Annotated in this window: 24 protein-coding genes; 8 read left to right on the top strand and 16 right to left on the bottom strand. The window is 69.2% G+C overall.

The window, feature by feature from the left end:
- Positions 1-136: 136 nt before the first annotated feature.
- From JM664_RS01380 to JM664_RS01365, 4 genes are read right to left on the bottom strand one after another with little or no spacing between them, the layout of a single operon-like run.
- Entirely contained in the window at positions 137-439 is a 303-nt protein-coding gene (locus JM664_RS01380; RefSeq protein WP_227418105.1) for a 4a-hydroxytetrahydrobiopterin dehydratase, read from the bottom strand.
- The gene (locus tag JM664_RS01375; RefSeq protein ID WP_227418104.1) at positions 439-1,614 is read right to left on the bottom strand and encodes a GNAT family N-acetyltransferase; all 1,176 of its coding nucleotides are present in this window, start codon (positions 1,612-1,614) and stop codon (positions 439-441) included. Before JM664_RS01375 ends, JM664_RS01380 begins: the two co-directional genes overlap by 1 nt.
- A gap of 50 nt (positions 1,615-1,664) precedes the next feature.
- Positions 1,665-2,432 carry a glycerophosphodiester phosphodiesterase family protein gene (locus tag JM664_RS01370; RefSeq protein WP_227418103.1) on the bottom strand — a complete coding sequence of 256 codons (768 nt, stop codon included), beginning with the start codon at positions 2,430-2,432 and terminating at the stop codon, positions 1,665-1,667.
- Positions 2,433-2,436: 4 nt separating this feature from the next.
- Entirely contained in the window at positions 2,437-2,901 is a 465-nt protein-coding gene (locus JM664_RS01365; protein WP_227418102.1) for a RidA family protein, read from the bottom strand.
- A 123-nt stretch (positions 2,902-3,024) separates the two neighbouring features.
- Here JM664_RS01365 and JM664_RS01360 point away from each other — a divergent pair, with 123 nt between their 5' ends.
- Both JM664_RS01360 and JM664_RS01355 read left to right on the top strand, forming a co-directional pair.
- Complete coding sequence (locus tag JM664_RS01360) at positions 3,025-3,774, top strand: MlaA family lipoprotein (protein ID WP_227418101.1); 750 nt, start codon at positions 3,025-3,027, stop codon at positions 3,772-3,774.
- Positions 3,767-4,354 (top strand): MlaC/ttg2D family ABC transporter substrate-binding protein, encoded by a 588-nt coding sequence (locus JM664_RS01355; protein WP_227418100.1) that lies wholly within the window; start codon positions 3,767-3,769, stop codon positions 4,352-4,354. Before JM664_RS01360 ends, JM664_RS01355 begins: the two co-directional genes overlap by 8 nt.
- 21 nt (positions 4,355-4,375) lie before the next feature.
- On the opposite strand, the gene JM664_RS01350 is transcribed toward JM664_RS01355, so the two are convergent.
- Positions 4,376-6,559, bottom strand: coding sequence for a transglycosylase domain-containing protein (locus JM664_RS01350; RefSeq protein WP_227418099.1), 2,184 nt, complete (start codon positions 6,557-6,559; stop codon positions 4,376-4,378).
- A 257-nt stretch (positions 6,560-6,816) separates the two neighbouring features.
- Between JM664_RS01350 and JM664_RS01345 the strand changes: the two genes are divergently transcribed.
- Both JM664_RS01345 and JM664_RS01340 read left to right on the top strand, forming a co-directional pair.
- A complete protein-coding gene (locus JM664_RS01345; protein ID WP_227418098.1) occupies positions 6,817-7,155 on the top strand; it encodes a P-II family nitrogen regulator in 339 nt (112 codons plus the stop codon).
- A 32-nt stretch (positions 7,156-7,187) separates the two neighbouring features.
- Positions 7,188-8,522 carry an ammonium transporter gene (locus JM664_RS01340; protein ID WP_227418097.1) on the top strand — a complete coding sequence of 445 codons (1,335 nt, stop codon included), beginning with the start codon at positions 7,188-7,190 and terminating at the stop codon, positions 8,520-8,522.
- A 60-nt stretch (positions 8,523-8,582) separates the two neighbouring features.
- Here the strand turns inward: JM664_RS01340 and JM664_RS01335 are convergent, their stop codons facing one another.
- The 9 genes from JM664_RS01335 to dapA all read right to left on the bottom strand — a co-directional run bounded on the left by JM664_RS01335 (position 8,583) and on the right by dapA (position 16,128).
- Positions 8,583-8,957: a rhodanese-like domain-containing protein gene (locus JM664_RS01335; RefSeq protein ID WP_227418096.1), complete on the bottom strand. Its 375-nt coding sequence runs from the start codon at positions 8,955-8,957 to the stop codon at positions 8,583-8,585.
- An 84-nt stretch (positions 8,958-9,041) separates the two neighbouring features.
- Positions 9,042-10,358, bottom strand: coding sequence for a DUF3618 domain-containing protein (locus tag JM664_RS01330; RefSeq protein WP_227418095.1), 1,317 nt, complete (start codon positions 10,356-10,358; stop codon positions 9,042-9,044).
- Positions 10,351-10,761 carry a phage holin family protein gene (locus JM664_RS01325; RefSeq protein WP_227418094.1) on the bottom strand — a complete coding sequence of 137 codons (411 nt, stop codon included), beginning with the start codon at positions 10,759-10,761 and terminating at the stop codon, positions 10,351-10,353. Before JM664_RS01325 ends, JM664_RS01330 begins: the two co-directional genes overlap by 8 nt.
- A 12-nt stretch (positions 10,762-10,773) precedes the next feature.
- Entirely contained in the window at positions 10,774-11,520 is a 747-nt protein-coding gene (locus JM664_RS01320; RefSeq protein ID WP_227418093.1) for a hypothetical protein, read from the bottom strand.
- A 174-nt stretch (positions 11,521-11,694) separates the two neighbouring features.
- Positions 11,695-12,879: an amino acid aminotransferase gene (locus JM664_RS01315; protein WP_227418092.1), complete on the bottom strand. Its 1,185-nt coding sequence runs from the start codon at positions 12,877-12,879 to the stop codon at positions 11,695-11,697.
- A complete protein-coding gene (locus JM664_RS01310; protein WP_227418091.1) occupies positions 12,873-13,430 on the bottom strand; it encodes a GNAT family N-acetyltransferase in 558 nt (185 codons plus the stop codon). Before JM664_RS01310 ends, JM664_RS01315 begins: the two co-directional genes overlap by 7 nt.
- A complete protein-coding gene (sseA, locus tag JM664_RS01305; protein WP_227418090.1) occupies positions 13,427-14,278 on the bottom strand; it encodes a 3-mercaptopyruvate sulfurtransferase in 852 nt (283 codons plus the stop codon). Before sseA ends, JM664_RS01310 begins: the two co-directional genes overlap by 4 nt.
- 192 nt (positions 14,279-14,470) lie before the next feature.
- Positions 14,471-14,947, bottom strand: coding sequence for an SsrA-binding protein SmpB (gene smpB, locus JM664_RS01300; protein ID WP_227418089.1), 477 nt, complete (start codon positions 14,945-14,947; stop codon positions 14,471-14,473).
- 305 nt (positions 14,948-15,252) lie between these two features.
- A complete protein-coding gene (gene dapA / locus JM664_RS01295) occupies positions 15,253-16,128 on the bottom strand; it encodes a 4-hydroxy-tetrahydrodipicolinate synthase (RefSeq protein WP_227418088.1) in 876 nt (291 codons plus the stop codon).
- A gap of 122 nt (positions 16,129-16,250) precedes the next feature.
- Between dapA and JM664_RS01290 the strand changes: the two genes are divergently transcribed.
- Positions 16,251-18,188 (top strand): lytic transglycosylase domain-containing protein, encoded by a 1,938-nt coding sequence (locus JM664_RS01290; RefSeq protein ID WP_227418087.1) that lies wholly within the window; start codon positions 16,251-16,253, stop codon positions 18,186-18,188.
- 24 nt (positions 18,189-18,212) lie between these two features.
- On the opposite strand, the gene JM664_RS01285 is transcribed toward JM664_RS01290, so the two are convergent.
- Positions 18,213-19,646 carry a Glu/Leu/Phe/Val family dehydrogenase gene (locus JM664_RS01285; protein ID WP_227418086.1) on the bottom strand — a complete coding sequence of 478 codons (1,434 nt, stop codon included), beginning with the start codon at positions 19,644-19,646 and terminating at the stop codon, positions 18,213-18,215.
- 96 nt (positions 19,647-19,742) lie between these two features.
- Positions 19,743-20,234 (bottom strand): hypothetical protein, encoded by a 492-nt coding sequence (locus tag JM664_RS01280; RefSeq protein ID WP_227418085.1) that lies wholly within the window; start codon positions 20,232-20,234, stop codon positions 19,743-19,745.
- A gap of 207 nt (positions 20,235-20,441) precedes the next feature.
- On the opposite strand from JM664_RS01280, the gene JM664_RS01275 reads away from it, so the two are divergent.
- The 3 genes from JM664_RS01275 (at position 20,442) to JM664_RS01265 (ending at position 22,725) form a co-directional block, all read left to right on the top strand.
- Positions 20,442-20,720, top strand: coding sequence for a hypothetical protein (locus JM664_RS01275; protein ID WP_227418084.1), 279 nt, complete (start codon positions 20,442-20,444; stop codon positions 20,718-20,720).
- Positions 20,721-20,784: 64 nt separating this feature from the next.
- Positions 20,785-22,071 carry a homoserine dehydrogenase gene (locus tag JM664_RS01270; RefSeq protein WP_227418083.1) on the top strand — a complete coding sequence of 429 codons (1,287 nt, stop codon included), beginning with the start codon at positions 20,785-20,787 and terminating at the stop codon, positions 22,069-22,071.
- Positions 22,072-22,080: 9 nt separating this feature from the next.
- The gene (locus JM664_RS01265) at positions 22,081-22,725 is read left to right on the top strand and encodes a hypothetical protein (protein WP_227418082.1); all 645 of its coding nucleotides are present in this window, start codon (positions 22,081-22,083) and stop codon (positions 22,723-22,725) included.
- Positions 22,726-22,778 lie beyond the last annotated feature (53 nt).

The raw sequence follows: 22,778 nt of genomic DNA, 5'->3' as shown, positions 1-22,778 counted from the left end.
CGTTCAGGACGAGAATCCGGACCTGCAGACCGGCGACCGACGAACCAGAGTAGCCGGTCCGCCCAGTCCGAGACCGGATTCGTTCGGGGCGGATGATCGCGGCGACCTCGCTCGGTGGCCCAATCAAACCCCGCCCCTAGGAGCCCTCGGCGAGGCGGTCCATGATCTGGGCGAGCCGGACGTCGCGCTGCGTCAGCCCGCCCGCGTCGTGAGAGATCAGTGTGACCTCAACCGTCTTGTAGACGTTTCGCCATTCAGGGTGGTGGTCCATCTTCTCGGCGCGGATCGCGACCCGCGTCATCCAGCCGAAGGCATCAACGAAGTTCTGGAACGCGTAAGTGCGCGAAATTGCGTCGCGCCCCTCGTCGTGTGTCCAGCCGTCTGCGAGCAACGGCGCGAGGTCATCGCCTCGTTCGGCCTCTGTCAGCGTCTCCGGCATCAATCCTCCGCCATGACCTTGCGGAACGGGCCGTAGCTGGTGAGGATCTCGATCTCCTCGTCAATGGCTCGGCGCTCCGCCTCGAGATACTGCGCGACGGCGCGGGTAAATCCCTCGTCCGCGAACCAGTGGAGCGAGTGCGTCTGCACCGGCAGATAGCCGCGCGCCAGCTTGTGCTCGCCCTGCGCACCTGCCTCCACCGTCTTCAGCCCGTGCGCGATCGCCCAGTCGATCGCCCGATAGTAGCACAGCTCGAAGTGCAGGCAGGGATGTTCCTCGACAGCACCCCAATAGCGGCCATAGAGCGTCTCGCGCCCGATGAAGTTCAGCGCGCCGGCCACCGGCCACCCGTCGCGCACCGCGAGGACGAGCAGCACGTCGTCGCGCATCGTCGCGTGGACGCGGTCGAAGAAGGCGCGGGTCAGGTAGGGCGTGCCCCATTTGCGCGCGCCCGTGTCCTGGTAGAAGCGCCAGAAGGCGTCCCAGTGGCAGGGTTCGATCTCGTCCCCCGACAGCGCAACGATACGGCCGCCGAATGCCTGCGCGGTCTGCCGCTCCTTGCGGATGTTCTTGCGCTTGCGCGAGCTGAGCGAGCCGAGGAAGTCCTCGAACGACCCGTAGCCGTCGTTGCGCCAGTGGTACTGTTGCGTCACACGGTGGAGCAGCCCGGCCTCGCGCCCCGCCTCCGCCTCTGCGGCTGTGCAGAAGGTAGCGTGGACAGAACTCAGCTGATTCTGGTCGGCAAGCGTCACGGCCCCGCGGAGTAGCGCTGCGCGGCCGAGGTCCTCGTGGCCCGGAAGCGTCAGGAGGCGCCGCCCGGTTGCCGGCGTGAATGGCACGGCGAACTGGAGTTTTGGATAGTAGCTGCCGCCCGCGCGCTCGTAAGCGTGGGCGAAATTGTGGTCGAAGATATACTCGCCCTGGCTGTGCCCCTTGGCGTAGAGCGGCGCGCAAGCGATGACGTGGCCGTCGAAGCGCGCCACGAGATGCCGTGGCTGCCATCCTGTGCCAAGGCCGACGCTGCCGCTCGTCTCCAGCGCGTCGAGAAAGCGGTGCGTCGTGAACGGGTGGCGTGGTCGCCCGTCCGACGCCTCGGGACAGGCGCAGGCGTCCCAGGCTGCGGCGTCGACCTCGGAGAGCGCGCCGAGCACGTCGATCTGGATCTGGTCCGCCATTGCCCGCCTCTCTCGCCCGGCGCCTGACGGTGGGCCTGTATCGCCGCTGGTCAACCCCGCAGCCGCGGCAGGTAGTTCTCGAAGGTGACGTTGTCGCAGAGCTGGCGCGCCCGGGTCTCCTCCGCCGGCGAGCGGACGGTCCAGCTCAGGATCGGCACGCCCTGCTCGCGCAGGGCGGCGAGGCCGGACATGCCGAGGCGGCGCCAGTCATGGCTCACGAAGGTCGCACCAGCCGCATCGACGTCGATCGAGCGCAGCCGCTCCAGCACGGGTTCCGGGACCGACGGCCAATCGGCGGCGTCGAAGGCATCGGTCGTCAGCCCCCGCGGCACGTCCGGCGTAGCTTCGGCCATTCCGGCGACGATGTGCGGGTTGAAGGACATGACCGCGAGCGGTCCGCTGTACACCGAGAGAGTGGCGGCAACCGCGCGCTCGAGACGCCCGTCCGTCTCCCCCATGGTCCCCGTCGGATCCTTGATCTCGACAAGGAGCGGCACGTTGCCGGCGACCGCGGCGAGGATGTCGTCGAGCATGGGAATGCATTCCTCGCTCCCCATGAGCGGGACGCGCGTGAGTTCGGCGGCGGACAGGGCGGTGACCGGGTCCCTGCGGCCCGTCAGACGCTCGAGCGTCGCGTCGTGGAAGACGACCGGCTGTCCGTCCGCGCTGAGGCGCACGTCGATCTCGACGCCGTAGCCAGCCTCCGCCGCCGCCCGGACCGCGCTTGCGCCATTTTCCACGCGATCGGAGTCATGCAGGCCGCGGTGCGCGATCGGCGTTCGCAGGAAGGCCCGCGGCAGGCGGGCCGGACGCGGCATCGCGCTATTCGATGGAGAGGACCGCCTCGATCTCGACGGCGACGCCCATCGGCAGCGAGGCGGCGCTTACGGCCGAGCGGGCGTGCCGGCCACGGTCGCCGAGAAGCTCGACGAGCAGGTCCGACGCGCCGTTGATGACCTTGGGCTGATCGGTGAAGTCGGGTGTCGAATTGACGAAGCCGGTCAGTTTGACCACGCGGTTGATCCGTCCGAGGTCGCCGTCGCACGCATCCTTGGCCTGGGCGAGGATCTGCAGCACGCAGGTGCGGGCTGCGTCGGCCCCCGCCTCGACATCCAGCGCGTCGCCCAGCTTGCCGGTGATGAGGCCGTCGGGCGACCGCGAGATCTGACCGGAGATCCAGAGCGTCGTGCCGTTGAGCACGTACGGGACGTAATTCGCCGCCGGCGTCGACGGTTCAGGCAGGGTGTATCCCAGTTCCGCAAGCCTCGTCTCGAGCGTATCAGTCATGTCGCATCCTCCTGGCACGAGCTCACGCTATCCGCAGGACAGGGCGCGGGAAAGCCTCTGCGAGGCGTTGTGACGGCGGCGACGGCAGACTAGGCTGGCGCGACATGTGAGGGGAGGTCGCGCATGGGCGGGCGGGACATGGTTCGGATCGCGGCTCTGGTGCTGCTGGGGGGTCTGGCGGGCGCCTGCGCCAGGGTCGAGCCTGCGGCGACAGGCACCGCCTACGACCCCTACGAGGCGCAGAACCGGCAGGTGCATGCCTTCAACAAGGGTGTTGACCGCGCGCTCTTCCGTCCCGCGTCGACGGTCTACGGGCGCGGCCTGCCGGGGCCGGTGAGGGAGGGCGTGTCGAACTTTGCCGCCAACCTCTCCGCCCCCGGCGATATCGTGAACGACGTGCTGCAGGGCGAGGCCGAGGATGCCGGCAGCAACTTCTTCCGGTTCCTCATCAACTCGACACTGGGTGTCGCGGGTGTCTTCGATCCGGCCACCTCCATCGGCCTGCCGGCGCGGGAGAGCGACTTCGGCCAGACGCTGGCGGTCTGGGGCGCAGGCGAGGGGGCATACCTCGAGCTGCCGCTTCTCGGCCCGTCGACCCAGCGCGACGCGGTCGGCACCGCGGTGGACTTCGCGCTCAACCCGATGCGTTATGCCCTGCCGGACGAACTGCGCACGCCTGCCGTCGCGGCGCGGGTGGGCAGCGGGCTGCAGCAGCGCTACGTCCTGCGAGACACGCTTGATCAGGTGCTCTACGAGAGCGCCGACAGCTATGCGCAGACGCGTGAGATCTACCTGCAGAACCGCCGGTTCGAGCTTGGCGGAGACGAGGCTCAGGACTACTTCAACCCGTATGACGATGTTTTCGATGAATGAACCCACCCGCCGTGCGGTGATCGCCGGAGCCCTCGCGCTTGCGGCGCTGCCAGCCCGCGCTCTTACCACGAACGAGGCGCGCGCCCTGATCGAGCGGGTCACGTCGGAGATCAACGCGGTCATCAATTCGGGCAGGTCCGAAGCCGCGATGTACCGCGACTTCGAATCCATCTTCGCGCGCTATGCAGACGTTCCTACGATCGCCCGCTCTACCCTCGGGCCGGATGCGCGGCGCGCCTCTTCGGCGCAGCTCAGCGCCTTCGCCGACGCTTTCCGCGGCTACATCGCCCGCAAGTACGGCCGGAGGTTCCGCGAGCTGATCGGCGGGCAGGTCAACGTGACCGGCGCCGGACCGGTGAAGTCGTTCTACGAGGTCGACGCCATCGCGGACCTGCGTGGACAGGCGCCGTTCGAGGTGACCTTCCTGGTCTCCGATCGCTCCGGGCGCGACCTCTTTTTCGACCTGCTGATCGAGGGGATCAGCCTGCTCAGGACCGAGCGGACAGAGGTCGGCGCGATGCTCGACCGCCGTGGTGGCAACCTCGACGCGCTGATCGCCGACCTGCGCCAGGCGGGCTGAGCCCGCCGCGCCCCGCATGGGTCAGTTCCCGAAGATTCCGCCCAGTACGTCGAGCAGGATGCGTTCGATGACGTCGCCACCGCTCTGCGGCTGGCGCTCGCGCGAGGCGGCGGCGCTGCGGGAGCCGCCGTAGTGCGGCGAGTCCGACTGCGCCGACTCCGGCACGCCCGCACTTGGATAGGCGGGCGGCGGCGCCAGCGACGGGTCGATCGACGGCAGCGGGCGGATCGGCATCCCTTGGTGGACCCTCGCCATCGTCTCCTGCCAGATCTCGGCCGGCAGCCCGCCACCGGTGACGCCGGTCAGCGGCGTGTTGTCGTCATAGCCCATCCACACGCCGGCGACGTAGTCGGCGGTAAAGCCCAGGAACCAGGCGTCGCGCGCCGCCTGCGTCGTTCCGGTCTTGCCGGCGGCGGGGCGGTTGCCGAGCGATGCGCGGGTTCCGGTGCCGCGCTCGATCACCTGGCTCATCATGTAGACCAGCTGCCGCGCGGCATTGTCGGAAATCACGCGCTCGCCGAGGCCGCCGGACTGCCCGATCAGCGGCACGTCCTCGCCCTGCAGGCGCAGCTCCAGCAGGCCGTAGGGTGTGACCGAGGTGCCGCCGTTCAGGATGCCGGCATAGGCGCCGGTCATGTCCAGCAGGGTCGATTCGGACACGCCGAGGGCGAGGGCCGGGCCGTCCGCCAGATCGCCCTTCACGCCGAAATCCGTGGCGATCTTCTGCACCTTGTCGCGCCCAACCGCCTCGGACACCCGCACCGCCGCCGTGTTGAGAGACTGCGCCAGCGCATCCGTCAGCGTCACCAGCCCCTCGTACCGGCCGGTGTAGTTGCGGGGTGAGTAGGGGCCGGAGCCAGGCACGTTGATCGTGAGCGGCGCGTCCTCGACCCGGTCGTTCCAGTTGTAGCCAAGGTCGAGGGCGGTAGCGTAGACGAAGGGCTTGAACGCGCTGCCGGTCTGCCGTTCGGCTTGAATCGCGCGGTTGAACTGGCCTGAGACACCGCGCAGCTTGCGCCCGCCAACCATCGCGCGCACGGCTCCGTCGGCTGACATCACCACGATCGCCGCCTGCGCCTCGGACCCCGCGCTGACCTTGGTGTCGAAGACATGCTGCAGCGCCGCCTCGGCCGCGTTCTGGATCGCGGTGTCGAACGTCGTGCGGATGATGACGTCCTCGGTCGTGTCTCGCGTCAGGAACGCCGGTCCGTCCTCCATCACCCAATCGGCGAAGTAGCCGCCCGCGCGGGCCGCGGCCTGTTCCGATAGCACGGCTGGATTGCTGCGGGCGCGCGCCGCCTCCTCGGAGCTGAGGTAACCCTGCTCGGCCATCAGCCCGACGATGACGTTCGCCCGCTCCTGCGCGCGCGCAAGGTCGTTGGTGGGCGCGAAGCGCGATGGCGCCACCAGGAGGCCCGCCAGCATCGCCGCCTCGGCCGGGCTCACGTCGGAGGCCGACTTGCCGAAGTAGCGCTGCGCCGCAGCCTCGAATCCCCTGGCGCCAGCGCCGAGATAAGCGCGGTTGAGGTAGATCGTCAGGATCTCGTCCTTGGAGTACTTGAGCTCCATTGCGAGCGCGTAGGGAACTTCCTTGATCTTGCGCCAGAGCGAGGTGCGGCGGCAGTCGGCCTCATACTCAGCCTCGCTCATGCCGCTCGTCGGGTCGTAGGGCTCGCCCAGACAGAGGATCTTCGCCACCTGCTGGGTGATGGTCGAGCCGCCGTGCCCCTCCAGCGGACCGCGACCCTCCGCGAGATTGATGCGGATGGCACCGGCGATGCCGATCGGGTCGACGCCGACATGGCGATAGAAGCGCCTGTCCTCGGTCGCGACGATCGCCTCGCGCAGGTCCGGCGCCACGTTGGCGGCGGTGACCTGGCCGCCGAACTGCTCGCCGCGCCAGGCGAAGGTCTCGCCATGCCGGTCGAGCATCGTTACAGACCCGCGGGCGCGCCCGTCGAGCAGTGAGCCCACCGGCGGCAGTGTAGAGTAGAAGTAGAGCACGACGCCGCCGACGATCATCGCGGCGACAAGCCCCAGACGCCACGACAGCCGCAGCATCAGGACCAGCAGCCAGCGGAATGGCGCCGTCAACAGCCGCGCGAGTCCGCCGCGCCTGCGCCGCGGCCGACGCGGCTTGGCAGCCGACTTGGCGGCACGCCTCTCGGCCACCAGCGGTGACTTCTTCCTGCCCGATCCTGCCATGCGCTTCCTTCGTCCGGGTTCCGTCGCCGGCGGGTGATCCCTCTTACCGCCTGCCGCCCGACAAGTGGAGGCGCAATCGGTCCACCGCAACCATTCGCCGCTTGCCTGAAAAACAGGCATAGCCGATTAAATGTGCAGAGGCGAGGTCGCTGCGCCTGCGAAGGGAGCTCCGCAGCCTGTCCGTCGCTTGCTGACCGCTGCCGCCGCCGCTCCTTATCCGCCTCGGGAGCCCGCCGAGGGCAACGAAAGGGGTGCGCGTGAAACTCATCATAGCAGCGATCAAGCCGTTCAAGCTCGAGGAGGTGCGCGAGGCGCTGACCGCAATCGGCGTGCGCGGCATGATGGTAACCGAGATCAAGGGCTTCGGTTCGCAATCTGGCCACACCGAGATCTACCGCGGCGCGGAGTACGCCGTGAACTTCGTGCCGAAGGTCAAGCTCGAGATCGCGGTGAGCACGGCGATGGCCGAACAGGTCGTCGAGACCCTCGCGCGGGCGGCCAAGACCGACCGGATCGGCGACGGAAAGATCTTCGTACTGGACATCGAGAGCGCGCTGCGCGTGCGCACGGGCGAAACGAACGAGGAGGCGCTGTGAGCGCGCGGGGTATGAGAAAGGACTGGCAGAGCATGAGCAAATTCAGGATAGCGGCGCTGGCCGCGGCGGCGGTCGCGCTGCCGTCGCTGGGCTTCGCGCAGGAGGCGGCCGTCGCCGACGAGACGCCCCTCAACGCCGAGATCGGCTTCATCTTCACCACCTTCATGTTCCTCGTCACCGGCTTTCTGGTGATGTGGATGGCCGCGGGCTTCACCATGCTCGAGGCGGGCCTCGTCCGGCAGAAGAACACGACGATGCAGCTGATGAAGAACGTCGCGCTCTTCTCGATCGCGGCGATCATGTACTATCTGATCGGCTACAACCTGATGTATCCAGGTGACGGCTGGCTGGTGGCGGACTGGCTCGGCGCGATCACGGTCGCCTCGCTCGAGCCCGCGGGGTTGGCCGAGGCGGAGCCTGACCTTACCTACGCCTCGGTCGGGTCGGACTTCTTCTTCCAGCTGATGTTCTGCGCGACCACCGCGTCAATCGTTTCGGGCACGCTGGCCGAGCGGATCAAGCTCTGGCCGTTCCTGGTCTTCGTGGTGATCCTGACGGGCCTGATCTACCCGATCCAGGCGAGCTGGAAGTGGGGCGGCGGCTTCCTCGACGCGAATCTCGGGTTCCTCGACTTCGCCGGATCCACGGTCGTGCATTCGGCCGGCGGCTGGGCCGCGCTTGCCGGCGCGCTGGTCCTCGGGCCGAGACTGGGCAAATATGCAGGCGGCCGGGTCAACCCGATGCCGGGCGCGAACCTGCCGCTCGCCACGCTGGGGATGTTCATCCTGTGGCTCGGCTGGTTCGGCTTCAACGGCGGTTCGCAGCTCTACATGGATACGGCCGGCAACGTCGCCGACATCAGCCGGATCTTCGCCAACACCAACACCGCCGCGGCCGGCGGCGCGCTTGCGGCGCTGATCCTGACGCAGGTCGTGTACGGCAAGTCGGACCTCACGATGGTGCTCAACGGGGCGCTGGCCGGCCTTGTCTCGATCACCGCCGAGCCGCTGACGCCGACCCTCGGAGTGGCCACGCTGATCGGCGCGGCGGGCGGCGTGATCGTGGTCTTCGTGGTGCCCTTCCTCGACAAGGTGCGTATCGACGACGTGGTCGGCGCGATCCCGGTGCACCTCTGCGCCGGCATCTGGGGCACGCTGGCGGTGGTGCTGACGAACCCCGACGCCACGCTCTTGGGTCAGTTCCTGTCGATTATGATTGTCGGCGTCTTCGTCTTCGTCGCCAGCCTCGTTGTCTGGATCGTCCTGCGCGCCACGATGGGCATCCGCGTCAGCGAGGAGACGGAGGTCGCCGGTCTCGACGTGGGTGAGCTCGGGATGGAAGCATACCCCGAGTTCGCCAAGGGCTGACAGCGCCGGCCAGAACTTCAGCGCGGGCGCCCTCCGCGCCCGGGCTGCGCCCTTCCAAGATCAGCCGACCCGTTTCGGCGCGCCGGTCGCCATGTCGGTGGCGATGTGGGACCGGCCCTCCTTCTTCCACGCGCCGAAGCCGCCCTCGAGGTGGGCGACGGGTGTAATGCCCGCGGCGAGACACTGGCGCGCCACCTTCTCCGAACGCGCGCCCGAGCCGCAGTGAAACACCAGACGCTTGCCTTCCTGCGACGGAAGGCTGTCGGCGCGGAAGAAAGCCAGCGGAAACAGCAAGGCTCCCTCGACGTGCTCGAACATGTATTCCTGTGGAGTGCGCACGTCGATCAGGACGGCGCGCCCCTCGCGTAGCGCCTCCTCGACTTCCGCCACCGTCCAGGTCTCGAGCGTGCCGCCGTCCACGTCTTCCTTCTTCATCGCTCAGGTCTCCCTCTCTGCAGGCTGATCTCTGACACGAAAAGGGGCGCACATGGCGCCCCCTTCCAACCTTCTTCTTACGCGTCAGCGCTGGCCGAGGTTCTTGTTCTCCGCCTCGGACTTCGCCTTCTCGCCGACCTGCTCCGCCGCCTCCTTGGCCTTTGCCTCTGCGTCGGACAGCTTCGAGCGTGCGGTGGCTCCGATCTCGGAGGCGGCCTCGTTCAGGTCGCCCCGGATGTCCTCGGCGGTACTGCGCGCAACGCGTCGTGCCTCCTCGGCGGTTTCCCTGGCGACGGCCTCGAGCTTCGACCGCTCCTCGCGATAGACGCGCTCTGCCTCCTCGAAGAGGTCGTCGCGGTATGCGCCGAAGGCGTCGTCTTCGCGCGAGGTGCGCGGCAGCAGTCCGCCAAGAGCCGCGCCGAATGCCAGCGCGAGTGCGCCGATGACAAGCGGCTGGTCTTCGAAGAGATCCACCGCCTTGTCGCGGCCACGGCTCGCATACTGCTCTGCCCTGAGTTGCGCCTCGTAGGCGCGGGTCCGGGCCGCGATGATGCGCGCGCGTGCCTGTGCACTCAAATCCTGGGTACCGTGCGTGATGCGCTCGCGCAACTCGGCGGCCGAGGCATAGGCGCCGCGAGCGCGCGACCGGCCGGACTCGTAGCCCCGGCTGAAGCTGCTGCGGACCCGTTTCGCGCCCGAGGCAATCGCGTCGCGGCCAGCGCGATAGCGAGAACTGGTGGCTTCCTGGCCGGCATGAAGACCGGCGGACGCCTTGTCGCCTGCGGAATGCAGGCCTCCCGCAGCGCGGTCGCGCGCCGACCCGTAGCCGGAGGCGGCGCTGTCACGCGCCGATCCCACTCCCGAAGAGGCGGCGTGCGCGCCGGAGCGCGCGCGGTCGCGCGCCGATTGTGCCGCGCCCGACACCGCGTGGCGGGCACTGTCCCAGCGCGACTCGTGGTCCTCGTGCACGTCGCCGCTGATCGGCCGGCCAGACGCATCGTAGATCGGTCGCCGGTAGGCGCCGGTCCCGCCGACTGGCGTGGTGCGGCCACCGACGCCGGCATACTCGTCGTCCCAGTCGCTCGCCGGACGGCGGCCGATGTAGCCGTCGTAGGGGTCGTAGCCGTACGGATCTTCGTGGCCCGAGTTCCGCTGGCTGATCATCAGCCACGTGAGGCCGATGGCGGTCAGCGCAAGCGGCACCGGGTTGTCGCGGACACTGCGGATCACGGCGCGGCCGACGTCGCCGCCGCTGTCGCGCACCCGCTCGTAGAGGTCGCCGGAGAGCGACTCGAAAGACAGGCGCTCCTGGATTTCGTCGAGGGTCCGCGTGAGGGCATTGCGCTCGGCCTCGATCTCACGCTCGATTTCGGCGGCGGACCTGTGGTCGTCGCTAGCCATTGATTGTCTCCTTCACTGCATGGGCGTCCTTCTGGACGTTACGGGCCGATCGGGTGGGCGCGAGGCTGGTCGACTTGAGGTCGTTCGTCCCCTTCTTCACCATGATGACGGCGACGACGAGGTAGACGAGCCCCACGATCAGCGCGGCCCATCCGGCGTCGATCCCAAGTTCGGCGAGGCCGGACACCAGTGCCGCCGACAGGACGTTCAGCGCCGTCAGGAGCAGGACGACCGCTCCGACGATCAGGCCGATGGCGACTCCGGCACGATGTGCATTCTCGCTCAGTTCGGCGCGGACGAGGTCGATCTCCTTTCGGACAAGGCCGCTGACGTGCGCCATCGCGTCGGACAGTAGACTGGTCGTGCTACGCGCCGCGGTGGGATCGGTGGTTCGATCTGTCATGGCTGACTTCCCTCAGACAGGTTTCGTTTCCGACGCTCCCGTCGGACGGCCAGCCGGTGTACCCGTGGTGGGAGTGCCGGTACTGTCGGTGGCGGTGCTGGGGCGGACCCCGCCGGTCGGCGTCGCGCCGCCGGGTGTCCCGGACGGGCTGGTTGCGGTGGTCGCTCCAGCCGGCCGCGTCGCGGGCTCCGGCACACGGTTCGACACGGCGCCTGGTCCGCTGCTTCCGGAGGTGCCAGTCGGCATGGGTGCCGTTGCCGACCCATAGCCGGTCGGGGCGGGGCGGGGGCTGTCCGCCATCTCGTAGGAGTCGGGGCCGTGGCGGGACGAGGCCTTGAGAAAGCGCGCGGCCGCAAAGCCGACCAGCGCAGCGCCGCCGAGGAACGCCGCCGGATGCCGGCGCGCAAAGCCCGTCGTCTCGCGCGCGACCTCGTCCAGCGTCATGCCGCGAACGCGGTCTGCCGCCTCGGCCACGCCGTCGGCGATCTGGGCGACGAAGCGCTCCTGAGGCGAACCATCCGAAAGATCCTCGGACGCCTTCCGGAGCGCCGCGGCGACCTTGCTCGTCTCATCGGCGGCGTGCTCGCGGTAGGCCTCGCCACGTGCATAGGCTTCGTGGCGCGCACGGTCGGCATACTCCCGCGCGGTATCTCGCGCTGCTCCAGCCGCGGCGGCGCCCTGCGACTTGATTTCTTCGCCGAGGGAGCGGGCTTCGGCCTTTGCGCGTTCTGCGGCGTCTCGTTCGGGTGTGTCGGCCATCGCTGACCTCCTTTCGCTGATGCCATGCGCCGCTTCGCGGTTCGCGGCATCGACGAGGCGACGCTCGCGCCGGCAGAGCGGCGTTTCTCGCGCAATCAACATCGCGAGAGGCTTGAATGTTCCCGAAGAACGCCGGCGTGCGCGGGTCGCCGATCCGCTCCGCGCGCGACCGTATCAGCCGATCACGTCGGCGATCGCGGAAGCCAGGAGCGGCACCGTGTGCGCGTTGAGGCCGGCGACGTTCATCCGTCCGTCTCCGACCAGGTACACGCCGTGGCGCTCGCGCAGGGCGAGGACCTCGTCGCCGGTGACGCCGAGGCGGGAGAACATGCCGCGATGCTCGGCGATGAAGTCGAAGCGGTCGGAGTTCAGCCGCTGGCGCAGTTCACTGGCAAGCTGCCGCCGCAGGGACAGCATGCCGTCGCGGATCTGTTCCAGCTCGGCCTTCCAGTCTTCCCGCAGCGCCGCATGCTCCAGCACCGTCGTCACGACCCGCGCGCCGTGGTCCGGCGGGAACGAATAGTTCTGCCGGTTGAGGTACTCCAGCGTCGGCTGTGTCAGGTCCCTCGCCGCCGCGTCCTCGGCCACGGCGAACAGGATGCCGGTCCGCTCGCGGTAGATGCCGAAATTCTTCGAGCAGCTCGCCGCGATCAGTGTCTCGGGCAGCTTCGAGGCCAGCAGGCGGGTGCCGGCGGCATCGGCATCGAGGCCGTCGCCGAAGCCCTGGTAGGCGAGGTCGATCATCGGGATCGCCCCAGTGCTGGCGAGCGTGTCGGCGATGGCCTCCCACTGGCCGATGTCCGGGTCCGCGCCGGTCGGGTTGTGGCAGCAGCCATGCAGCACCACGAGGTCGCCGCGCTGCGCCCCCTCGAGATCTGCGATGAGCCCCTCGAAATCCACGAGCCCCGTCTCGGCGTCGAAGTAGCGGAAGGTCTTCGTCGGCCGGCCGAGGTGGCGCAGGATTGAGACGTGGTTCGGCCATGTCTCGGCCGGTAGCCAGGCCGTCGCTTCGGGCGCGGCCATCCCTAGCAACTCGAAGGCCATCCGCACCGCTCCCGTTCCGCCGGGGGTCGCGGCCGAGGCCACGCGCTCCGGCTCGACCGCGTCGGCGAGCACGAGTTTGCGCATCGCTTCGCGGTAGGCAGGGTCGCCGCCGAGCGATGTGTAGGCCTTGGTCTCCTGCGACTCCCAGAGTCGGCGTTCCGCGGCTTTGACAGCCCTCATCACCGGCGTCCGTCCCTCCGCGTCGCGGTAGACGCCGAGGCCGAGGTCGATCTTGTCGTCCCGCGGGTCGGCGCGGAACATGCCGACCAAGGCCAGGATCTTGTCCTGCGGCAGTTCCTTAAGATCGCTCAGCATTGTTCTTTCTCCGGGATGGGGCGCGTCAGGAGCCGGGAGCGCGTCTCGCGCCGCACCGGGCTGAATCCGTGCCTCTGGTAGAGGCCGAGTGCGCGGGGGTGGTCGAGGGTACAGGTGTTGACGGTCATCGCGCGCACGCCCGGCCGGGACCAGCTGGTGAGGAGCGCCGTGCGCAGAAGGAAGCTGCCGAGGCCGCGCCCGAAGACTTCGGGGACGAGACCGAAGTAGGCGAGGTCGACGACGTCTCCCGCGCGGGCATCGAGAACGAAGAAACCCGCCGGCCAGCCGTCGCGCATCAGGGTGTGGAGCGTGACGTCCTCGTGCGCGAGCCATGCCTGGAGCTCGTCCTGCGGGCGCTGGAACATGTCCTCCCACGCGAAGTCGCGCCCCACCGCATCGTAGAGGGCGAGGAAGTACCAGACCGGCGGCCTGGCCGCGGGCAGAAGCGTTGCCGGCGCGCCGGACGGGAGTTGCGGCCACGGCCATTTGGGCCGCTCGGTCATCTCCAGCCAGGTGATGACGTAGTCGACCTCCTGTCCGGCGTCGATCATTCGCCGGTGGCGACGGCCAGGTCGCCATACATGCCCCACTCGCTCCACGAGCCGTCGTAAAGCGCATGGTCGCGATGCCCGATCCGTTCCAGCGCGAGGCTAAGGATCGCCGCCGTCACGCCCGAGCCGCATGTCGTGACGACGGGTTGGTCGAGGTCGACGCCCGCGTCGGCGAAGGCGGCGCGCAGGCCGGCCTCGTCCCGCATCGTCCCGTCCGCGTTCAGCAGCGAGCGGTAGTGGACGTTGCGCGAGCCCGGGATGTGGCCGGCCCGCAGGCCCGGCCGCGGCTCGGGCTCGTCGCCCCGGAACCGGCCCGGGGAGCGTGCGTCCACAACCTGCCGCTCACCCAGCTTAACGTCCCGCGCCACCTGCGTGACGTCGCGGACGAGCTGGTTCTGGCGGCTGGTGGTCATGTGCCGGTCTCGGATCACAGGCGCCATGTCCTCCACCGGCCTCCCCTCGTCGCGCCACTTGGGGAAGCCGCCGTCGAGCACGGCAACGTCGCTCTTGCCCATGAGCCGGAACAACCACCAGAAGCGCGCGGCAGAGAACATGCCCATGCCATCGTAGATCACGACCTGATGGCCGTCGCCGATGCCCAGCGACCGCATCCGGCTGACGAACTTCTCCGGCGGCGGCGCCATGTGCGGCAGGTCGGAGCGGCTGTCCGATACGTCGTCGAGGTCCACGAAGCGTGCGCCCGGGATGTGCGCCGCCTCGTACTCGGCACGTGGGTCGCGCGCGGCATCGGGCAGATACCAACTCCCGTCGATGATCCTCAGATCGGGGTCGTTGAGGTGCGTGGCCAGCCACTCCGTCGAGACCAGGGTCCTGGGATCGTCGCTCATCGGATTCCTCTCGCCGCACCACCTCTTCGGTAAGAGCGCGGGGCCGCGATGGCAAGCCGGCGAGCACGCCGCGACCAGATTCGCAGAGGCTTGCGCAATGCTGGCGGTGTCGGGAAGTTCAAGTTCATCACGGTCTTGTGGAACGGGTGGCGAGGTCATGGCGTCGTGGCGCCGGTCGCATGCGGCGGGGGTTCAGCCGTGCTCCTTGAGCAGGCGCTGCTTCTGGCGCTGCCAATCGCGCTTGGCCGCGGTCTCGCGCTTGTCGGCGACCTTCTTGCCCTTGGCGACGCCAATCTTCAGCTTCGCGATGCCGCGATGATTGAAGTAGAGCACCAGCGGGACGAGCGTCATGCCCTTGCGCTGCGTCGCGTTCCAGAGGTCCGACAGTTCCTTGCGGTTGACGAGCAGCTTGCGCCTGCGCCGGTCCTCGTGGCCGAAGGTGCGGCCGGGGTCGTAGGGCGCGATGTAGCTGTTGATCAGCCACAGTTCGCCGTCCTCGACGCTGGCATAGCTCTCCGCGATGTTGGCCTGGCCGGTGCGCAACGACTTCACCTCCGAGCCCATGAGCTGCACCCCACACTCGAGGTCGCTCTCGATCGCGTAGTCGTAGCGTGCGCGCCGGTTTTCGGCGACCACCTTGTAGTTCGGGTTGTCCTTAGGGCTGGCCATGCGGGCGGCTTATAACGACGGCGACGGCCGGGCGGCAAACGAAAAGCCCGACCGGCATTGAAGCCGATCGGGCGACGTAGATAAAATTCTGTCTTCCCCTGTCAGTGTCGCGTCACAGAAGGAACGGTCCCGACCACTTCAAACTGGCCGATGCGGCCAAAAATTGCCGCCCGCTTCCCCTGCGCGATAGCTCGCCTTGCGGCGAACACCCCCCACGCTGAATGCCTATCCACAGTAAGCGATTCGGCTCGAATCGCCTAACTGATTTTAGGACTTCGTTAACGTCCGGAAGCGCTTGCGCCGTTTCAGTTCAGCAGGCCCGCGTGCTTCATCGCATCCTTGACCGCCAGCCGCGTGCCCTCCGACAGGGGGAGAAGCGGCAGCCGCACCTCGTCGCGGCAGAGCCCGAGGAGCGACATCGCGTACTTCGCACCGGCGAGTCCGGGCTCGATGAAGATCGCCTCATGCAGCGGCATGAGCCGGTCCTGCAGCTCCAGCGCGCCGGCGTAGTCCCCGGCGAGTGTGCAGGCCTGGAAGTCCGCGCTGAGGCGCGGCGCGACGTTGGCGGTGACGCTGATGCAGCCGACGCCGCCGTGGGCGTTGAATCCCAGCGCGGACGCGTCCTCGCCCGAGAGCTGGACGAAGTCGGCGCCGCAGGTGATGCGCTGCTGGCTGACGCGAGCGACGTCGCCGGTCGCGTCCTTGACGCCCACGATGCGCGGAAGCTTCGCGAGTTCGCCCATGGTCGCTGGCGTCATGTCGACGACTGAGCGGCCAGGGATATTGTAGATCACTATCGGCAGGTCGCAGGCGTCGTGGAGCGCGCGGAAGTGGGCGATCATGCCGGCCTGCGTCGGCTTGTTATAGTAGGGCGTGACCACCAGCGCAGCGTCGGCGCCGACCTTCTCGGCGTGGCGAATCAGCCGGATGCCCTCGACCGTATTGTTCGAGCCGGCGCCGGCGATCACCGGCACGCGACCCGCCGCCGCCTCGACCACGACCTCGACCACCCGCTCGTGTTCGGCATGACTCAGTGTCGGGCTCTCGCCGGTCGTGCCGACGGGCACCAGCGCGGACGATCCTTGGGCAACATGCCACTCGACCAGCTCACGCAGGCAGGCCTCGTCAACCGCGCCATCGCGAAACGGTGTGACAAGCGCCGGCATCGAACCCTTGAACATGATCGGCAACTCTTTCCTGCTGTGACGGCCTGCGGTCGAGGCGCGCGGACACTAGCGGGCCGAGCGGGTGTTGCCAAGTTCGTGAGTTGCGGGCCGCGCGTCGGCCGGTAGCCTCCCGCCCGATGCTTAGATTCGCGCTGATTCTCCTCTTCTTTGCCGCCGGCCTGTCCGCCGGCACCGTCAAGTCCACGGCTCATGAGGCGGGCAGCATCGCCTCGTCGCTCGCCGCCATGCGCTCGGGCGCGTGGCCCGAAGCCGAGACACTGGCGGCCCGCGCCGGCGGCGTGGCGCCTGACATCGTGGAGTGGCACAGGCTGCGCGCAGGGCGCGGTTCTCTGGACGAGGCGCTGGCGTTCCTGTCGCGGCGGGCGGATTGGCCCGGCCTGCCGTTCCTGCGCCGACGGGTCGAGGGCGACCTGCCGATTGGCGGCAGCGCCGACGCGGTGGTGTCGTTCTTCGGCGGCGATCGTCCGCAGACCGGCACCGGCTCGCTCGCGCTCGCCGTCGCCTACACCGAACTCGGCCGCGACGGAGATGCCGAAGCGCTGGCGGTGCTGGCGTGGCTCACGCAGGCGATGGACGCGCCGACCGAGCTCGCCTTCATCTCCCGCTATGGCCACATGCTCGAGCGGCACCACGTCGCCCGCCTCGACATGCTGCTGTGGGAGGGTGACGAGCAGGGCGCTCGGCGGATGTTGCCGCGGGTGCCTGACGGCTGGCGCCGGCTCGCGGCGGCGCGGCTGGCGCTGCGCGGTGACACGCCGGGCGTGGACACGCTGATCGAGGCGGTATCCGAGGAGCTGGTCGATGATCCGGGCCTGGCGCACGAGCGTTTCGAGTGGCGGGCGCGGCGCGGGCGTGACGCCGACGCGCTCGACCTCGTCCTTGGCCGCCGCCCGGAGCAACTGGGGCGGCCCGAGGCCTGGGCGGACCGCCGCCGCCGCATGGCGCGCGAGCTGATGCGGCGGGGCGAGGCGCAAACGGCCTACGAGCTGGCATCGTCACACGGGCTGGTCGAGGGAAGCGACTATGCGGACCTCGAGTGGCTGTCGGGTTACATCGCGCTGACCTACCTCGACGAGCCGCAGGCGGCGGCGGACCATTTCGCCGCGCTCGGCGCGGCCGTGGTGACGCCGATCAGCCTCGGGCGCGCCGGCTACTGGCTGGGCCGGGCCGAGGAGGCGCTCGGCAACGCCGAGGCGGCGCGGCGCGCCTACGCCTTCGGCGCCGAGCACCAGACGAGCTACTACGGTCTCCTGGCGGCCGAGCGCGCCGGGCTGGCGCCCGACGAGGCGCTGCTGGGCGCGGAGGAGTATCCTGACTGGAAGAGCCTGCCCGCATCCCGAAGCTCGGTCATGGCGGCCGCCGAGATGTTCCGGGCTGCCGGCGAGCGGAACCTAGCCGAGCGGTTCATGGTGCACCTCGCGGAGAGCCTCTCGAGCGAAGAGATGGGCGCGCTTGCCGATCATGCACTGGCGGAGGACGAGCCTCACCTCGCGCTGATGGTGGCAAAGCACGCAGCCTCCCGCGGCATAGTGCTGCCGCGGGCTTACTATCCCGTCGTCGACCTGGGGGTCGAGCATCCCGACGTCCCGCCCGAGCTGGCGTTGAGCATCGCCCGTCGCGAGAGCGAGTTCGATCCGGTCGTGCAATCCGGCGCCGGCGCGCGCGGGCTCATGCAACTGATGCCCAGCACGGCGGAGATCGTCTCGCGAAACCTCGGCCTCGACTACTCGGTCGGCCGTCTGGTCAGCGACCCGCTCTACAACGCCCGGCTGGGAACCGAGTACCTCGCTGGCCTCCGGGATCGGTTCGGGCCGAGCGTCGCGCTGGTCTCCGCCGGCTACAACGCGGGGCCGGGGCGCCCGCTACGCTGGATGGAGGTTCTGGGCGATCCGCGCAGCGATACCGTTGACGTGGTCGACTGGGTCGAGCACGTCCCGTTCGACGAGACCCGCAACTACATCATGCGGGTCGCGGAGTCGCTGCCGATCTATCGCGCGCGACTGGCCGGCGCCGCGGAAGCGCTCGACCTGACAAGCGACCTCAAGGGCCGCTGAGCCGGCAGATCTCGCCGCTCGCCGTCAGAGCCCCTTGTTGCGGTAGGATTGCGCGACCCGGTCCACCGCGACCACGTAGGCGGCGGTCCTGAGGTCGTCGATGTCGTCGCGCGTCCGCCAGATATGTGCCATGGCCTGGTAGCCGGTGCGCATCGTGTCATCGAGGCCCGAGCGGACCAGCTCCAGCTCGTCCGCGCCGCGCAGGTAAGCCTCCTTGAAGCCGGGCGAGATCTCCCAGCCGAGTCCGCGGTCGGCAGACAGCCGCTCGAGTTCGTCGACGATGAGCCGGTGGCGCCGTTCCTCGGCCCGGCGCTGCATCCGGCCGAAGCGGATGTGGCTGAGGTTCTTGACCCATTCGAAGTAGCTGACCGTGACGCCACCCGCGTTGGCGTACATGTCGGGGATGATGACAACGCCCTTGGAGCGCAGGATCTCATCTGCGCCGGCGGTGACGGGACCGTTGGCGGCCTCGATGATCAGCGGCGCGCGGATGCGATCGGCATTGCCCCGGTTGATGACCGCCTCGAGTGCCGCCGGGATCAGTATGTCACAATGGTGCTCCAGCACCGATTTCCCATCCTCGACGTAGGTCGCGCCGGGGAAGTTCTTCACGCCGCCGGTCTCGCGCATCCACTCGTGCAGCGCGAGGATGTCTAGGCCGTCGGGATTGGTGACGGCGCCGTCCCGCTCGATCACCGCCGTGATCCGGCAGCCGTCCTCGACGCTGAGGAACTGCGCAGCGTGGAAGCCTACGTTGCCGAGGCCCTGCACGATCACGGACTTGCCGTCGAGCGTGCCGGAGAGGTTCGCGCGCCGCACGTCCTCGGGGTGCCGGAAGAACTCGTGCAGGGCATACTGCACGCCGCGGCCGGTTGCCTCGACGCGCCCTGCGATGCCGCCGGCGTTCAGCGGCTTGCCGGTGACGCAGGCGCGGCTGTTGATGTCGGTCGTGTTCATCCGAGCGTACTGGTCGGCCATCCAAGCCATCTCGCGCTCGCCCGTGCCCATGTCGGGCGCCGGAACGTTCTGCGCCGGATTGATCAGGTCGCGCTTTGCGAGCTCGTAGGCGAAGCGGCGGGTGATGAGCTCGAGCTCGTGTTCCGTGTATTGTCGCGGGTCGATCCGGAGGCCGCCCTTGGCGCCGCCATATGGCACCTCGGCCAGGGCGCACTTGTAGGTCATCAGCGCCGCCAGCGCCTCAACCTCGTCCTGGTTCACCTCCAGGGCGTAGCGGATGCCGCCCTTGACCGGCTCCATGTGCTCGGAATGGACGGAGCGATAGCCGGTGAAGGTGTGGATCTCGCCCCTGAGACGAACCCCGAAGCGGACGGTGTAGGTCGAGTTGCAGACCCTGATCTTCTCGCAAAGGCCCGGCGACATGTCCATTCGCGCGGTGGCGCGGTTGAACATGATGTCGACGGACTCGCGGAAGCTCGGCTCGTTGACGGTTGCGTCCATTGGTCTCCTCCCATCGTCGGTCGCGCCGCGGGCGCCCTCTGGGGCTGCGACACGGAGGAGCATAGGTCGCGACGGGTGGTTCGTCCGCCTGAAACTTCAGTTCTCTCCGCCATCGCGGCGCGCGAGGAGCGCCGCGAGCGTGTCGGCCATGTAGCGTGCCTGGTACTTCGGCGTTACGCCGCCGACCCCGAGGCGGGCGCCGAAACGCCACCAGATGCCCGGCGCCCAGCCCCACGGAGCGGATTGCGAGAGGCGTATGACGAAGCCGTTCGCCGGCTTGAAGGCGAAGGCGCCGCGCTCGACCGCCACGATGTCGTCCAGTCCGGCGAGGGAACGGCCGGTCGTGTCCCTGAGCCCCTCAGCCGTGAGTTCGATGCGCTCGCGCGTAACGCGCAGCATGGCGAGGCCGAGCCACGCCAGACCACCCCCAAGTCCGATGAGCACGACGCGCCAGCCAGCAGCAGTGGGACCCGGGGCCAGTCCGAACCAAAAGCAAAGGGCGCCGAGGATCGCCAGCACGAGCAGTGCCAGCACTCGGCGGACCGGAGAGGCGGCGAGCGTCGCGAGTACGGGAGGAGCGTCGGTCACGGCGGCGGCTTAGCGCGGCGATCCAGCCGGGTCGAGGGGCCGCGAGCCGGCAAGGGGGGCGCCGCTCCCGCAGGCAGGGGCTTCGCCCCCACCGTGCGGAAGCGGCGGCGCGCCTCCGGCGCGCGGCGTCCTTTGCCGCGGCGGAGGATCTGCGGGGCTGCGACGCGCCGCTTGCGAGGGGCAGCGGTCCGCTCCTATGTTCGCGCGATGCAAGCGCTGAAGGCCATCACTCTTGCCCTCTCCGTCGCGGCGTGTGCGCCGTTCCCCGAGCTTGCGCGCGCGCCGGCGGAGGTTCAGGGGCCATATCCGCGGATCGTGCCGCTCGGCCAGGTGAGCGTGCCGGCGCCGCAGGCGTCGGTGCCGCCGGACGACGCCCTCATCGCCCGCGCCGAGGCGCTAAAGGCGCGCGCCGCGGCGGCCGGCGACGGAGCGATCTCCGACGACGAGCGGCGGCGCATGATCGAGGCGGCTGCGCGGCATCGGTGATCCGGTGGACGGGCCGCGGCAAACCGGCTAAGGCGCCCGCGGTCGCGGCGAGGAGATGGAGCGCATGACGGAACCCCTGAGGCTCGGCATCGCCGGGCTCGGCACCGTGGGCACGGGCGTCGTGCGGATCGTCCAGCGTCACGCGCAGATCCTGGAGCGCCGCGCCGGACGGCCGGTGGAGATCACCGCCGTGTCCGCTCGCACGCGGGACAAGGACCGCGGCATCCGCATCGCCAGCTATGCCTGGGAGGACGACCCGGTAGCGCTGGCCCGGCGCGACGACGTCGACGTGCTGGTCGAGTTGATGGGCGGCTCGGACGGGCCGGCCAAGGCGGCGGTCGAGGCGGCGATCGCCGCGGGCAAGGACGTCGTCACGGCGAACAAGGCGATGCTCGCGGTGCACGGGCAGGCGCTGGCCGAGGCGGCGGAGGCCAATGGCGCCGTCCTGCGCTTCGAGGCCGCGGTGGCGGGCGGCATCCCGGTGGTGAAGGCGCTGACGGAAGGCCTTGCGGGGAACGAGGTCATGCGCGTCATGGGCGTGATGAACGGCACATGCAATTACATCCTGACGCGGATGGAGAGCGCCGGCCTGACCTATGAGGAGGTCTTCGCCGAGGCCAAGGCGCTGGGCTATCTCGAGGCGGACCCGACGCTGGACGTGGGCGGGATCGACGCGGGGCACAAGCTGGCGCTGCTGACGGCAATCGCCTTCGGCACGCGGGTCGATTTCGACGCGGTCGCCATAGAGGGGATCGAGCGGGTTTCGATCGACGACATCCGCCAGGCGGCCGACATGGGATTCCGCATCAAGCTGCTCGGCGTGGCGCAGATGACGGGGCGGGGGTTGGAATGCCGCATGTCGCCCTGCCTCGTCCCGGCGGGGAGTTCGCTTGGCCAGCTCGAGGCAGCGACGAACATGGTGGTGCTGGAGGGCGACGCCGCCGGACAGATCGTGCTGCAAGGCGCGGGCGCGGGCGAGGGGCCCACGGCGAGCGCGGTGATGTCCGATGTCCTGGACCTCGCGCGTGGAACGCGCCTCTCGACCTTTGGGCAGCCCGCGGCCTCGATGGAGGCGGCGCCGGCGGCCAGCGCCTCGGCGCCCGCGCCCTACTACCTGCGGCTCGCGCTCGTCGACAAGCCGGGCGCGCTCGCGCGGATTGCAACGGCCTTGGGCGACGCCGGCATCTCGATCGACCGGATGCGCCAGTATGGCCACGCCGAGGCAGTTGCGCCTGTGCTGATCGTCACCCATCGCACCAGTCGTGCAGCGCTGGACCAGGCAGTGGCGGGAATGGACGCGACCGGCGTCGTCTCCGGCTCCCCCGTGGCGCTGCGGATCGAAGAGGTCTGAGCGGCGGTCATGGCGCGGCGCAGGCCGGGGAGCGTCAGGGGGCTGGAGGCGCTGGGACGCGAGCGGCTGTCGCGCCACTTCTTCATGCGCGATTTCCTCTACAGCGAGATCGGCAACTTCCACGGTGTGCCGAACATCCCCGACGACCCGGACCTCGCTTTGGCGGCGGGCCGGGCGCTGGCGCAGACGCTGCTGGAGCCGCTGGTCGAGACATTCGGGCCCATCGCGGTACGCTCCGCCTACCGCTCGCCGGCGGTCAACGCCCTTGGCAATGAGCGGGGATACAACTGCGCCTCGAACGAGGCGAACTGCGCGGGCCACATCTGGGACCGGCGCGATGCGGAGGGCAGGATGGGCGCCTGCGCCTGCATCGTGGTCCCTTGGTTCGCCGACCGCTACGAGCAGGGTCGCGACTGGCTCGACCTGGCGTGGTGGCTGCACGACCACCTAGAGTACCACGGGATCGAATTCTTTCCGATCCGCGCGGCGTTCAATCTGACATGGCGAGAGCGTCCGGAGCGTACCATCCGCTCCTGGATCGGCCCGCGCCGCAAGATCCTCGGGCGCGGCGACGCGCCTGGCGAGCCGGAAGAGCGCCGTCGCGTCCGCTACGCCGACTTTCCGCCCTCTCGCGGCATCCGGTATCCGGCGTGAGTCCACGGTCCGAGCTTGTGCCGCCGCCGCGTTAGCGGATAGGGGTACTGCGT

Origin of the sequence: Roseitranquillus sediminis, assembly GCF_016918935.1 — a bacterium.
In the GTDB taxonomy this organism is placed as follows: Bacteria; Pseudomonadota; Alphaproteobacteria; order Rhodobacterales; family Rhodobacteraceae; genus Roseitranquillus; species Roseitranquillus sediminis.
Note: the sequence above shows the minus strand (reverse complement) of the source record. Positions and strands in the feature narration are given on the sequence as shown.

Excerpts from the sequence above, each read along its gene's own strand:
- JM664_RS01380 (WP_227418105.1), bottom strand. The coding sequence starts at position 439 with ATGCCGGAGACGCTGACAGAGGCCGAACGAGGCGATGACCTCGCGCCG.
- JM664_RS01375 (WP_227418104.1), bottom strand. The coding sequence starts at position 1,614 with ATGGCGGACCAGATCCAGATCGACGTGCTCGGCGCGCTCTCCGAGGTC.
- JM664_RS01370 (WP_227418103.1), bottom strand. The coding sequence starts at position 2,432 with ATGCCGCGTCCGGCCCGCCTGCCGCGGGCCTTCCTGCGAACGCCGATC.
- JM664_RS01365 (WP_227418102.1), bottom strand. The coding sequence starts at position 2,901 with ATGACTGATACGCTCGAGACGAGGCTTGCGGAACTGGGATACACCCTG.
- JM664_RS01360 (WP_227418101.1), top strand. The coding sequence starts at position 3,025 with ATGGGCGGGCGGGACATGGTTCGGATCGCGGCTCTGGTGCTGCTGGGG.
- JM664_RS01355 (WP_227418100.1), top strand. The coding sequence starts at position 3,767 with ATGAATGAACCCACCCGCCGTGCGGTGATCGCCGGAGCCCTCGCGCTT.
- JM664_RS01350 (WP_227418099.1), bottom strand. The coding sequence starts at position 6,559 with ATGGCAGGATCGGGCAGGAAGAAGTCACCGCTGGTGGCCGAGAGGCGT.
- JM664_RS01340 (WP_227418097.1), top strand. The coding sequence starts at position 7,188 with ATGAGCAAATTCAGGATAGCGGCGCTGGCCGCGGCGGCGGTCGCGCTG.
- JM664_RS01335 (WP_227418096.1), bottom strand. The coding sequence starts at position 8,957 with ATGAAGAAGGAAGACGTGGACGGCGGCACGCTCGAGACCTGGACGGTG.
- JM664_RS01330 (WP_227418095.1), bottom strand. The coding sequence starts at position 10,358 with ATGGCTAGCGACGACCACAGGTCCGCCGCCGAAATCGAGCGTGAGATC.
- JM664_RS01325 (WP_227418094.1), bottom strand. The coding sequence starts at position 10,761 with ATGACAGATCGAACCACCGATCCCACCGCGGCGCGTAGCACGACCAGT.
- JM664_RS01320 (WP_227418093.1), bottom strand. The coding sequence starts at position 11,520 with ATGGCCGACACACCCGAACGAGACGCCGCAGAACGCGCAAAGGCCGAA.
- JM664_RS01315 (WP_227418092.1), bottom strand. The coding sequence starts at position 12,879 with ATGCTGAGCGATCTTAAGGAACTGCCGCAGGACAAGATCCTGGCCTTG.
- JM664_RS01310 (WP_227418091.1), bottom strand. The coding sequence starts at position 13,430 with ATGATCGACGCCGGACAGGAGGTCGACTACGTCATCACCTGGCTGGAG.
- sseA (WP_227418090.1), bottom strand. The coding sequence starts at position 14,278 with ATGAGCGACGATCCCAGGACCCTGGTCTCGACGGAGTGGCTGGCCACG.
- smpB (WP_227418089.1), bottom strand. The coding sequence starts at position 14,947 with ATGGCCAGCCCTAAGGACAACCCGAACTACAAGGTGGTCGCCGAAAAC.
- dapA (WP_227418088.1), bottom strand. The coding sequence starts at position 16,128 with ATGTTCAAGGGTTCGATGCCGGCGCTTGTCACACCGTTTCGCGATGGC.
- JM664_RS01290 (WP_227418087.1), top strand. The coding sequence starts at position 16,251 with ATGCTTAGATTCGCGCTGATTCTCCTCTTCTTTGCCGCCGGCCTGTCC.
- JM664_RS01285 (WP_227418086.1), bottom strand. The coding sequence starts at position 19,646 with ATGGACGCAACCGTCAACGAGCCGAGCTTCCGCGAGTCCGTCGACATC.
- JM664_RS01275 (WP_227418084.1), top strand. The coding sequence starts at position 20,442 with ATGCAAGCGCTGAAGGCCATCACTCTTGCCCTCTCCGTCGCGGCGTGT.
- JM664_RS01270 (WP_227418083.1), top strand. The coding sequence starts at position 20,785 with ATGACGGAACCCCTGAGGCTCGGCATCGCCGGGCTCGGCACCGTGGGC.
- JM664_RS01265 (WP_227418082.1), top strand. The coding sequence starts at position 22,081 with ATGGCGCGGCGCAGGCCGGGGAGCGTCAGGGGGCTGGAGGCGCTGGGA.